This window comes from Corynebacterium sp. HMSC073H12 (genome assembly GCF_001837775.1).
Taxonomy (GTDB): domain Bacteria; phylum Actinomycetota; class Actinomycetes; order Mycobacteriales; family Mycobacteriaceae; genus Corynebacterium; species Corynebacterium amycolatum.
Map to the genome: position 1 here is coordinate 94,237 of NZ_KV834035.1, position 11,945 is coordinate 106,181.

An 11,945-nucleotide genomic window follows, 5' to 3' on the forward strand; every position below is an offset into this window, starting at 1 on the left:
TTGATACGGGCCACGGCGGTACAGTCAGTCCTTGACACATGTCATTGACTCTGCCCTGGCCCGTTCTCGCGTATCTGGGGCAATTTTTTAGCGACATTTCCCGCACATCCCGCACCAAACGTTGTCGGGTCTGTCGCCCCCCTCGTTTGAAGCAAAGGCGGTTGCACCGTGGCCAAGACCAAAGACGAAGCCTACGAATGCTCGGCATGCGGCTGGCAGGTGTCGAAATGGGTTGGTCAATGTCCCAACTGCAAAGAGTGGGGCACGCTGGAGAAGGTCGCTATCCGCTCCAGCAGCGGGAAGTCCGGCTCCACCCTTGAGGACAAAATCGCCGCCCGGGCAGCCAAGCAACGTCGTCGGAGTGCTGCCGCAACGGAGCCCGGCGCGCGGGGTGGTCGTCGTAAAGCATCTTCCACTTCCGTCGCGGCTGAAAGCCAGCGTTTAGCACAGCGCGCGCTTGACGACGAGGCGGAGGAACGTTTCCTCGCCGAGACATCCGCAACAGATCGAATCCCCACTTCTTCTTCTGAGCTGACAGCCATTACCGGAATTTCCGCCAAGACGGCGCACGCGGTGCGCACGGGCATCGGCGAGCTGGATCGAGTGCTCGGTTCCGGTATTGTGCCGGGTTCGTTGGTACTCTTGGCCGGCGAGCCGGGGGTTGGTAAGTCGACGTTGCTGCTGGAAGTGGCCTACCGCTGCGCGGACGGCGATTTGGGGCCGACGCTTTACGTCACAGGTGAGGAGTCGGTCGGTCAGGTGCGACTGCGTGCCGAACGCACTGGCGCGCTGTCGGACTCGCTGTATCTGTCGGCAGTGTCGAATATCGAGGACGTCATCGATCTGACGCTAGAGCTCTCCCCCGGTCTGCTCATTGTGGACTCCGTGCAGACGATGCGTGCCGACGTCGAAGGTGCTCGCGGTGGCGTTGCTCAGGCCCGCGCCGTAACCTCTGCCCTGGCGGCGTTGGCGAAGGAGACCGGGACTGCGATTTTCCTGGTGGGGCACGTGACCAAGGACGGCAATGTGGCCGGCCCGCGCACGATGGAGCACCTGGTTGATGTGGTGCTCAACTTCGAAGGCGATAGACACTCGGGGCTACGCTTCTTGCGGGGTCTGAAAAACCGCTTCGGCAGCACCGATGAGGTGGGCTGCTTCGAGCAGACCGCGGGCGGTATTGCGGAAGTTGAGGATCCCTCGGGGCTGTTTTTGCATCACCGAACGCCGACCTCGGGAACTGCAATTACCGTGGCTATGGATGGCCGCAGACCGCTGCTGGCGGAGGTGCAGGGTCTGGTAATCAACACTGAGGCACATAATCCACGACGCAATGTCTCTGGTCTCGACCCGAGGCGCGTGCCGATGGTCGCGGCCGTGCTGACTGAACACGGTAACTTCAAGCAGTTGGCCCGCATGGAGATGTACGTGTCCACCGTCGGCGGAATGACGCTGTCGGAGCCTGCCGCGGACCTAGCGATTGCGCTGGCACTGGCCTCATCCATGACTAAGCAGACCTTCCAGGACAAAACCATTGCACTCGGCGAACTGGGGTTGGCCGGCGAAGTGCGGCGAGTGACCGATTTGGAGTGGCGCCTTAAGGAAGCTCATCGAATGGGCTTCGACACGGCAATTGTGCCCAGAGGCGCAAAAGGCCCGGCAGGGATGCGGCTGCTGGAAGCAGGCACCGTTGCCGAGGCCATTGAGCTTGGGTTAGGAGCTAAGCGCTAGCGCATGTTGAACGTGTAGGCGTCAGAGTTGTTGTCACCAATCACGCCGTAGAAGATGTACGACCCGGAGGGAACTGGGACCCGGTCTTCTTCGGAGCACTTGTTCGGCGCCGAGGTCAGACGCGACCAGGTGGCGGCATAGTTGATTTCCTCGCCCGGTGCCAATACCAGTTCACCGTGGCCTTCGGAGTCATTGCAGTCCACATCCGACCAGACTCGCTCATACGTTGCCAGGTCGTACACCTCGAAGCGCAACTGCTGCTCATCAAGGTTCACGCGGCATTCGCCACCGGTGGGATTGTGGACGGTGATCGCCAGAGTCGGCTGCTCATCGCCGTAGTTCGGCTGATCCGAGGTGGCTGTCACCTGCAGATCTGCAAGGCTACAGTCCTTTTTGTTCGCAAGCGCCGCCTGAGCGTCATCCTTCGCGGAATCTTCGCCTTCCTTGTCGCCCTTTTTGGCGTCCTTGTCAGACTTATCAGACTTGTCGTTCTTCGAGTCCTTGTCAGACTTAGGCGCGTAAGGTTCCTTAGGCTGTTCCGGAGGGGTCACCTCTTTCCCGTCATCCCTGGTGACATTGACCGGTTCAGAATCCTCGCTGTCCCGGTTTACCAGTGCGGAAATACCCCAGCCCAGGAGAACGAGGATGATAACGAGCAACACCGCCGCAGCGATACGCCGACGCCGGTAGATTTCTGGAGGCAGCTTATTGGTCACACATTTAGGTTAGCGGGTTCTCACTGACTCCATGGGTAACGACGGTCTCAGCGCGTCCGTCCTCCAAGCGGTACCGCATACCGACAACGCCCACCTCGCCGGTCACCAAACGCGATGAAATCTCCGGCGAGCGATCAATAATGTGATTAACAATCTCGCGCACGTGACGACGCTCAAATTCGTCGATTTCAGTCTCACCATCCTTGCGAGCCGCAAGCAACGACGGGGTGACCTTCTCAATCAGCACACGCTGGAAACCACCCGGCAGGTCGCCACCGTCCAGTGCATTCTTCGCCGCAGCCACAGCACCGCAGGACTCGTGGCCGAGAACAATCACCAGCGAAACTCCAAGACCATCAACTGCGAACTCCAGCGAAGCCAGCACCGACAGGTCAGTGATCTCACCGGCGGTACGGATCACAAATACATCGCCCAAACCCTGATCGAAAATAATCTCCACCGGAGCGCGGGAATCCGAGCACGCCAGCACAACGGCCTTCGGCTTCTGACCCTGAGTCAGCTGCTTACGACGAACCAAGTCCTGTCGAGGATGCGCAGTCTTGCTCTCGCAGAAGCGGAGGTTTCCGCGCACCATCGATTGCCATACACTTTCAGGAGTCCTCTCAGAATTGCTCATAGCTATATTGTGCAACGACTCCGCTGTTTATGGGAAAGCGAGAATGTAGATTGACCTCTGCAATTAACCAATCCGACGACTTCGACGAACACGTCGATGCCGCCTTACGTGATTGGTATCGCGCCAATATGCGGCCACTTCCCTGGCGCGAAGAAGGCACTTCACCATGGGCTGTGCTCGTCAGCGAAGTGATGAGTCAACAGACTCCCGTCGCCCGGGTGATCCCCTCGTGGCACGCCTGGCTGGAAAAATGGCCCACCCCAGCCGATCTGGCAGTCGCACCCAAGGATGAAGTCCTGCGTATGTGGGGAAAACTCGGCTATCCCCGACGTGCACTCCGGCTGCGTGAATGCGCAGAAAAGATCGTCGAAAAGCACGACGGCGAAGTGCCGAGTGACGTGGACACGCTGTTAGCCCTTCCGGGGGTAGGAGACTACACCGCTCGGGCGGTAGCGGCGTTTGCTTTTGGCGTGCGTACGCCGGTGGTGGACATCAACGTGCGCCGCGTACTCCGGCGACACCGTCAGGGCACGTACCTACCCGGCATCGCCAAACGCGCCGACATGGCGCTCGTCGAAGAGTTCCTACCACTCGACCCCACGACTGCGGCCGAGACTTCCGTCGCACTCATGGAACTCGGCGCTACTGTCTGTCGAACGACACCCGAGTGCGAGGTCTGCCCCATCGCCACCAGTTGCGCCTGGGTTGCCGCCGGTCGCCCCGAACCCGAAGACCACGAAATCGCCGCTGCTAAACGGCGCGTGCAGAAGTTCGAAGGCACCGACCGCCAGGTCCGGGGCTTGCTTCTCGACGTGCTCCGCGCCGCCGACTCCCCCGTCGAACAGGCCGCTCTCGATGCGGTCTGGGATGATGCGCATCAGCGTTCCCGCGCATTGTTTTCCCTGCTTGACGACGGGCTTGCGGAGCAAACCTCCGATGGCCGCTTCCAGTTGCCCCGTTAGAACCCAGACAATGCTCCGGTAAAGACCAGATTCGAACAAGTGCGTTGCCTAGAATTGGGAACATGAATGCCACGCCCCATCGACCTCAGCGCCAGCGCTGTCTCTTTGGGGCTAGTAAGCGCAGAATCGCGCTGAGCATGGTACTTGGAGTTGCTCTTCTGGGCTCTAGCGTGGGAACGCTCGGTGGTTGCTCGGCGGTGGATGGTCTAGGAGCAACTGGCTTCGGTTCCTCGGATTCTGACTCTTCTACGGTGAAGCGATTGCCTCCGGGGCAGGTAATTACGAAGACGCCATTTCCGGTCAATGCGCCCGCACGCGCACAGCGGGTCGTGTTTTCCTCCACAGGTGCACGCGACCACCGCCAGGCAGCCGTGTCCGGCACGATTTTGCAGCCCTATGCCCGCTGGTCGGAGAAGTCCCCACGGCCTCTGGCGGTGATTGCGCCGGGAACTCTCGGTATGGCTGATAACTGTGCCAGTTCGGTTGCCCTGCGCTACGAAGCGCCTCCGACGCCTCCGGCACCTCAGCTGCTGGCACAGGGATGGAATGTTGCCATTGTGGATTACCAGGGGCTCGGCACGCCTGGGGTACATCCGTATCTCAACCGTGAGATCGCCGGGAATAACACACTCGATATGGCGCGAGCGGCTATTGAAACTTTACAACTGCCTGCAGACACTCCCATTGCGCTGTTCGGCTACTCACAGGGCGGAGGCGCCACCGCTGCAGCGGCCGAGCTCGCCGATGAGTATGCCTCGGAGCTGAACATCCGCGCTGTTTACGCCGGGGCTATTCCGGCCGATCTCACCGACACTGCACTGCATATTCGCGGCTCGGCGCTGGCGGGGCTCGTCGGTTACTTCATGAACGGCTTGGTTGCAGAGTACCCAGAGACAAAAGAACCAATCGAGCGCATGCTGAGCCCGCTGGGGCAGGATTTCCTGAAGCTCACGGCCGATGAATGCATTGGCGCCACTGTCGAACGTTGGCCCCGCAATGACACCAAGGCATTTACGGCCAACGACTTGGGGATAGCGGAGAATCTGCGCTCGCCGGAGCTCTCCCCCGTCGTTCGGCGCCACGTGGAAGAACAAGCTCTGGGCACAAAGACTCCCAGTATGCCCGTGTTCGTTACCCATAACGCATTGGATGATGTGTTACCCGTGACGTCGGCACGCGAACTTGTGCAGAAATGGCAAAAGGCCGGCGCCGACATCACCTACGTGGAGGTCGACACTGACCTCGGTGATGGGACGCACGGCCTTGCCTACGTGCTCACCCACGACGAGATGCTTGCGTGGGTGAATCAGAAAATGGGGTACTAGCGGCGACAACCGCCGCTTTCCTCCATCTAGCAACTACAGCTACTTTTTCTTCCAGCGACCACGGAAGGTCAAGCCCTTGCCCAGTCGGACGGTGTAACCGCCACGGCTGTTAATGGTCACCGGACCGATACGCTTCGAACCAGAGACTCCCGAACCCGAGTAGTTCAGCCACGTGTCCTTGTCCAGGTTCTGCTTCTTGCGAAATTGGATCCCCATTTAGTTCTCTCCCTCGGAGTTATCAGATTCGGTCTCTGCCTCGGCAGTGGTCTGGTCGGCAGTACCTTTGACGTAGCCAGATACAAACGCTCAGGATACCGTCAGCACTGCCGATAACGCCCGTCATCTTCCTCAGAATTGGCCAAGGCACCGCCCATCGGCATCAACGTTACCGACCTTGCCCCATATTGGTGAAGGTAACTTCGCCTTGCAGATGCCCTTGAACTCGCCGTTCCTGCGCCATAGATGCCTCAACCCGTTATTTGTGACCGATTCTAATGAGCTCATGAAACCGGCCGCTACCACGGCATCCCGAACAATGACGACAGCTAGTTAGTGCAGACCGTCTAAGGATGAAAATGGCTCCTCGGCGGCAATGTCGTGCAGGGGCACGCGCACCCAAGGTGAATCACTGTGTGCGAGCAACTCGGTGAGCCGTTGCGATTGGTCCTTCATCGCAGCGGCAACGTTGGGCTCACCATCACTCGCCCAGATCATTCGCCCCCACCAGAAGCTTGCGGCTACGTCAGCCCACGACACGAAGTAGCGCTGCAACGCCGCCACGGCCTTATCGGAAATCTGAAGGAACTCTTCTGGAGAGATCCATCCCAGCTCCGTTGCCGCACCACCAACGCTGTGAATTCGGATTATGTCCCATGCGCGAGTAGTGGCGGGCAATGCCGGGGCTGCTGCTTTGGCAAAGTTTTCGGAGCGCAGCATCCGTACGAGGTAGCGGAACTTATGTTCCCCACGACGCGGATCCGCACCTTGGACAACAAAGAAGTCTTTGAGGAACTCGACCTTTTCCTCCACTTCCGCATCTAGCTCGCGCTCGGGGACGTCCTTCACGGCGTATGCGAGGGGCAAAATCAGGTCATTTTCCACGTGCTGATCGCCCTCGAACAGGGCATCAATAACCTGATGCGCTTCCTGGGCACCGGTGACCCCCCAGTTTTGCTCGAGAGATGCTTTGTAGTACTTGGCCGCCCTTGCGTTGATGTTCTCAACCCCTAGCGGGGTCGCAAACGCCTTATTGTGCTTGTACGTCATTCCCCACGAGTGGCGGCGCACTTCATCTTTGCTCGGCGCCGGTTCCGGCCATGGGAACTTGGCAAACCTGTAGAGCGAAGAGTCATCAAACTTTGCTGGAGTGAATGTAGGACTCATATCCTCACAAAGTACCGAGGTTTCGGGGTTGAGTCAGTGTTACTTCACACACCACCCCACACCTGGGGTGAGTTATGTCATAGCACTGAACCCTCAGGCGCGGTTTTTGTTGTGTTGCTAGTCTCGTGTGCATGACAGGATCCCAGATTGCATTGACCGACCGGCCAGATCTCGGTGCCGCACTTGAACGTGCCGGTAATTCCGGGATTGTGCGCACTGCCGCCGTCGCTGTTGTAGAAGGTCTTGGTGTCGACGAGATTGTGCTCGAGGCCGCCGCTACAAAAACCAGTGGAGTCGATGGCGCCGCTTTCGTCACCAACCGAAGAATTCTCGTGACCGCCAACAAGAAAGATCCGTCTCAATTCGAGTTCCTTGAACTCGACAACCTCGCCAATGTAATCGTTCTGCCTTACAAGGGTGGCTGGGCCGTCGTGGCCCAGCTCTACAACACATATAAGGTGTGGAGCGGCTTCACAGAAAAAGCTGCGAAACGTGTGCAATTTGCTGCCCAGTGGGCCCTGACCGCAGGCCGAGAGGCACGAACGGAGGCCTCGCGTGCAGTGTCGTCGACGGAGCTTTTTGAGCGATGGAAAGAAAACAAGCACCGTCTCAATCGCAATAGTTTAGAAGAGCTTGCAGAGTCGATGCGCTCCCTGTATTCCGACATTGATTCACGGTGGTGGACTGAATAATGATTCGACTTGCATACCCGGGTTCGCCCGACCGCTTTAATGGGGCAGAAGACACATCACACATCGAGCAAAATCTGGCTATTGCGGAAAATGGCTATCGCCATTACATCAAGCATGGCTCGTTACTAGAAACTGGAGCATCTCCGGCAAATACGACTGCTACCTCCAGGTCAAACTCCAGCGCGGGCACGACAGGTGCTCAGACCAGCGGCGCATCGAAAGGTCTCAGTGTAAAGAAGCAGCTATTACTCCTCCCCTTAGTGATAGCGGGCATCGTGGTGCTAGCGATTGCCTACGTTGCAGCTAAAGACGCGCTCTTTAGTGACAAGTCAGACGAGTCCGCTGCTCCCGCACAGTCCGCAGCTGAAGCACCTGTCGATTCCGGCGCTTCCAACGGTGGCGCTACCGGCGCCACTGGTGGGGATACCACTAGCGGCCTCACCCCTGCCGACCACGCACCTGAACCGATTGCTAACTTCGTGCGGGCCTGCACAGACTATGAAGTGGTGTTTAGCTACTATGGTCCGGATAGTGCCCCTGCCCCACAGACAATGGGTACCAACTGTTCCGTGGATACTACGAAGGCACCCGACGTTGGTTACGTAGTCTTCACCGATGACCCTGCCGCCACCGCCGCCGTTCGTGACGGCAAGCCCGTCTTGGATGCCGTTGAGATTCCGGCAGAATCAACGCGCGGTTCCACATTCAAGGCGCAGCGAGTAGAGTCCCTCATCACTGTCCAGGAAATCCTCCCAGATGATCAGGGAATCGTTGAGTACATGATCAAAAATGATGACCCCGAAGTGGCAAAGAAAGCATTGGTCGACCTCGGCGTGGCCAAGTAGAACTACAGCTCTCCGCGCTTTTAGGAAAGACCGCATATAGACACACTGCCGCCCCAGTTCCTCCCATAATGGAGTCGGAACTGGGGCGGCAGTGTTCGTTGGTACTGCTAGCGGCTAAACGTCTTAGAGCGGCTGGCCAGCACCCGCACCAGCCGGTGGCGGGTTGTGGCCGTCGTCATCGGAGTCCGAACCGGACTCTAGGTCGGTTCCAGCGGCGGTGGAACCGCCGTCACCCGGTACATCCGGGGTGATGATATCGGGCTCGCTAGCACCAGTGCTACCAAGAACGTCCTTGTCTTCCTCGGAGTCAGCCAGAGCACCGCCGTCGGCATCAACGTTACCGGCCTTGCCCTTGTTGGTGAAGGTGAACTTCGCCTTGTCGACGTCCTTGGACTCGCCATCCCAGCCTTCAACATCGATGAAGACGGTCTCGCCGAGACCAACCTCACCGTAGAGAATCTTCTCGGAGAGCTGATCCTCAATCTCGCGCTGGATGGTGCGACGCAGCGGACGGGCGCCGAGCACCGGATCGAAGCCACGCTTGGCCAGCAGGTTCTTGGCGCGGTCGGAAATCTCCATGGTGATGCGCTTCTCGCCGAGCTGGTCGCTAACGCGGGTCAGCATCAGGTCAACCATCTGGACAATCTCGGCCTGGCTCAGCTGCTTGAAGACCACAATCTCGTCGATACGGTTCAGGAACTCCGGACGGAAGTGCTTCTTCAGCTCGTCGTGGACCTTGTCCTTCATCCGCTCGTACTTGCCATCTTCATCGGCCTCGCCGACACCCGAGAAGCCCATGCCAACAGCCTTGGAAATGTCACTGGTACCCAGGTTCGAGGTGAAGATCAGGACCGTATTCTTGAAGTCCACCACTCGCCCCTGCGAATCAGTCAGACGACCGTCTTCCAGGACCTGCAGCAAGGTGTTGTAAATCTCCTTGTGGGCCTTCTCAATCTCGTCGAAAAGCACGACGGAGAACGGCTTGCGGCGCACCTTCTCGGTGAGCTGGCCGCCCTCTTCGTAGCCGACGTATCCGGGAGGAGCACCGAAGAGACGCGAAGCGGTGAAGCGGTCGTGGAACTCACCCATATCAATCTGAATGAGTGCATCTTCCTCGCCGAAGAGGAACTCGGCCAGGGCCTTCGACAGCTCGGTCTTACCAACACCGGACGGGCCGGCGAAGATGAACGAACCGGACGGACGCTTCGGATCCTTCAGACCAGCGCGAGTACGGCGAATAGCACGGGAGACAGCACTGACAGCCTCTTCCTGGCCGATGATGCGCTTGTGCAGCTCGTCCTCCATACGCAGCAGACGAGAGGACTCTTCCTCGGTGAGCTTGAACACCGGAATGCCGGTCCAGGATGCCAGGACCTCCGCAATCTGCTCCTCACCAATCTCAGCGATGGTGTCGGACTCGCCCGCACGCCACTTCTTCTCGCGCTCGCGGCGCTCTTCGCCCAGCTTGCGCTCCTTGTCGCGCAGACCAGCTGCCTTCTCGAAGTCCTGCTCATCGATGGCGGCTTCCTTCCGGCGGCGCACATCGGCAATCTTGGAGTCAATCTCCTGCAGGTCAGCCGGGGCAGTCATGCGCTTGATGCGCATACGAGCACCGGCCTCATCGATCAGGTCAACAGCCTTATCCGGAAGGAAGCGATCGTTGATGTAGCGATCCGAGAGGGTAGCTGCGGCAACCAGTGCCTTATCCGAGATGGAGACACGGTGGTGAGCTTCGTACTTATCGCGGACACCGCGCAGAATCTCGATAGTGAGATCCACGCTCGGCTCCGGCACGTTCACCGGCTGGAAACGACGCTCAAGAGCGGCGTCCTTCTCGATGTGCTTACGGTACTCATCCAAAGTGGTAGCACCAATGGTCTGCAGCTCACCGCGGGCCAGCTTCGGCTTCAGAATCGAGGCCGCGTCAATTGCGCCCTCTGCGGCACCGGCACCGACCAGCGTGTGAATCTCGTCAATAAACAGGATGATGTCACCGCGCTGGTTAATCTCCTTGAGCACCTTCTTCAGACGCTCCTCGAAGTCACCGCGGTAACGGGAACCTGCAACCAGCGAGCCCAGGTCGAGAGAGTAAAGCTGCTTATCCTTCAGCGTCTCCGGCACACGGCCGTTGACAATGTCCAGAGCAAGCCCCTCCACAACGGCGGTCTTACCAACACCCGGCTCACCAATCAGCACAGGGTTGTTCTTGGTACGACGAGAAAGAACCTGCATAATGCGCTCGATTTCCTTCTCGCGGCCAATAACCGGATCCAGCTTGCCCTCGCGCGCAGCCACGGTCAGGTTACGACCAAACTGATCGAGCACCAGCGAACCGGACTGGTGGTTGCCCTCCTGCACACGAGCACCGGAGGTGGCGCCGACCGGACGCTGCTCCGGAGAACCATCGGACTCATCGCCCTGGAAACCGCTGAGCAGCTGAATAACCTGCTGACGTACGCGCGGCAGATCAGCGCCGAGCTTAACCAGGACCTGAGCGGCAACACCTTCGCCCTCACGAATCAGGCCGAGCAGCAGGTGCTCAGTACCGATGTACTTGTGACCCAGCTGCAGAGCCTCGCGCAGAGAGTACTCCAGCACCTTCTTTGCACGCGGGGTAAACGGCACGTGACCGCTCGGCGGCTGGGAGCCACGACCAATAATGTCGACCACCTCAGAGCGCACAGCGTCCAGGGAAATACCCATGGACTCCAGCGCCTTGGCAGCCACACCGTCGCCTTCACTAATCAGGCCGAGCAGGATGTGCTCCGTGCCGATGTAATTGTGATTGAGCTCGCGTGCCTCATCCTGCGCCAGGACGACAACGCGACGTGCTCGGTCCGTAAACCTCTCGAACATCACTGCCCTTTCAAGTGTCTATTTTTGCCGTAATTCAATAAAGGTTGTTTCACCTAGCTTAAACGCGCCGCGACACAGATTAATCCCTATAGCCGTACGCCAGTAGCGAACAGACTGGTCGAGAGAGGTATCACTGCTCGTACGGCAGCAAAAGCTCCCGGCGGCAATGCCACCGGGAGGAAACGAATTTTGGAATGAATTACTCCTGCGCGTTAAGCCATACGCCAGACAAGAAGGAGTACTCGCACGGGCTATCAGTCAGTCTCCATAATCTCCCACTCATACGGAGTCACTTCACCGCGCGCCTCGTGGTACGGAGAACTGAAGTACAGGGTGCCATTCTTATTCAGGACCACAATCCCGTGGAAGCTATACTTCTTCCCTTCCTTCAGTCGGAATGGCGGGCGCGAGGCATCCCAATTTCCACCGCTCATTCCGGCTTCCCAACTTCCAGATGCATCCTCGAGATCAAAGGTGACCAGATTGTGGGCATTCTTCTTGTTACCCCACTTAGCTGTGGTCTGGCAGCGGAACATGTCCTGATTTACCGACCCACCACAGACTACGGTTTCTCCGTCTGTGGAATAGCTGACATAGTCACGGTTGATCTTGGGGTAATTCGTAGCTGCATCGGCGACGGACGGATTGACAACAGCAAGCGCAGCGGCGGCAGTGATTGCGGCGGCTACAGCGGAAATCTTCTTGGTGAACATGATCTCAGATTAAAAACTCTCGGAGGCAAAAGAAACGGGAGTTCTCCCCGGGGAGTTCTCCCCTAGCCAAACCATGCTGGACTGCCCA

At 58.6% G+C, this 11,945-nt stretch carries 11 protein-coding genes; 5 read left to right on the forward strand and 6 right to left on the reverse strand.

Annotation, left to right across the window (positions count from 1 at the left end; genetic code table 11):
- The first annotated feature begins 168 nt into the window (after nt 1-168).
- Nucleotides 169-1,728: a DNA repair protein RadA gene (gene radA, locus HMPREF2708_RS05525; protein ID WP_070833301.1), complete on the forward strand. Its 1,560-nt coding sequence runs from the start codon at nt 169-171 to the stop codon at nt 1,726-1,728.
- Here the strand turns inward: radA and HMPREF2708_RS11260 are convergent.
- Both HMPREF2708_RS11260 and HMPREF2708_RS05535 read right to left on the reverse strand, forming a co-directional pair.
- The gene (locus HMPREF2708_RS11260) at nt 1,725-2,444 is read right to left on the reverse strand and encodes a hypothetical protein (protein ID WP_070833304.1); all 720 of its coding nucleotides are present in this window, start codon (nt 2,442-2,444) and stop codon (nt 1,725-1,727) included. The genes radA and HMPREF2708_RS11260 overlap by 4 nt on opposite strands.
- Before the next feature lie 4 nt (nt 2,445-2,448).
- The gene (locus HMPREF2708_RS05535; RefSeq protein WP_070833307.1) at nt 2,449-3,081 is read right to left on the reverse strand and encodes a carbonic anhydrase; all 633 of its coding nucleotides are present in this window, start codon (nt 3,079-3,081) and stop codon (nt 2,449-2,451) included.
- 29 nt (nt 3,082-3,110) lie between these two features.
- Between HMPREF2708_RS05535 and HMPREF2708_RS05540 the strand changes: the two genes are divergently transcribed.
- Nucleotides 3,111-4,043, forward strand: a complete 933-nt coding sequence (locus HMPREF2708_RS05540) for an HhH-GPD family protein (protein ID WP_070833311.1) — start codon at nt 3,111-3,113, stop codon at nt 4,041-4,043.
- Nucleotides 4,044-4,180: 137 nt separating this feature from the next.
- Nucleotides 4,181-5,368, forward strand: coding sequence for a lipase family protein (locus HMPREF2708_RS05545; protein ID WP_070833314.1), 1,188 nt, complete (start codon nt 4,181-4,183; stop codon nt 5,366-5,368).
- Nucleotides 5,369-5,407: 39 nt separating this feature from the next.
- Here HMPREF2708_RS05545 and HMPREF2708_RS11105 read toward each other — a convergent pair whose 3' ends face one another.
- Both HMPREF2708_RS11105 and HMPREF2708_RS05550 read right to left on the reverse strand, forming a co-directional pair.
- On the reverse strand, nt 5,408-5,584 hold the full coding sequence (locus HMPREF2708_RS11105) for a hypothetical protein (protein ID WP_005510144.1): 177 nt from the start codon (nt 5,582-5,584) through the stop codon (nt 5,408-5,410).
- 333 nt (nt 5,585-5,917) lie between these two features.
- A complete protein-coding gene (locus HMPREF2708_RS05550; protein ID WP_070833317.1) occupies nt 5,918-6,751 on the reverse strand; it encodes a DUF1266 domain-containing protein in 834 nt (277 codons plus the stop codon).
- 131 nt (nt 6,752-6,882) lie between these two features.
- Between HMPREF2708_RS05550 and HMPREF2708_RS05555 the strand changes: the two genes are divergently transcribed.
- On the forward strand, nt 6,883-7,443 hold the full coding sequence (locus HMPREF2708_RS05555; protein ID WP_070833320.1) for a hypothetical protein: 561 nt from the start codon (nt 6,883-6,885) through the stop codon (nt 7,441-7,443).
- Nucleotides 7,443-8,288, forward strand: a complete 846-nt coding sequence (locus HMPREF2708_RS05560; RefSeq protein ID WP_070833324.1) for a hypothetical protein — start codon at nt 7,443-7,445, stop codon at nt 8,286-8,288. The genes HMPREF2708_RS05555 and HMPREF2708_RS05560 overlap by 1 nt, the downstream gene beginning before the upstream one ends.
- Nucleotides 8,289-8,411: 123 nt before the next feature.
- On the opposite strand, the gene HMPREF2708_RS05565 is transcribed toward HMPREF2708_RS05560, so the two are convergent.
- A complete protein-coding gene (locus HMPREF2708_RS05565) occupies nt 8,412-11,144 on the reverse strand; it encodes an ATP-dependent Clp protease ATP-binding subunit (RefSeq protein ID WP_070833327.1) in 2,733 nt (910 codons plus the stop codon).
- A gap of 254 nt (nt 11,145-11,398) precedes the next feature.
- A complete protein-coding gene (locus HMPREF2708_RS05570) occupies nt 11,399-11,857 on the reverse strand; it encodes a hypothetical protein (protein WP_070546643.1) in 459 nt (152 codons plus the stop codon).
- Nucleotides 11,858-11,945: the final 88 nt, after the last annotated feature.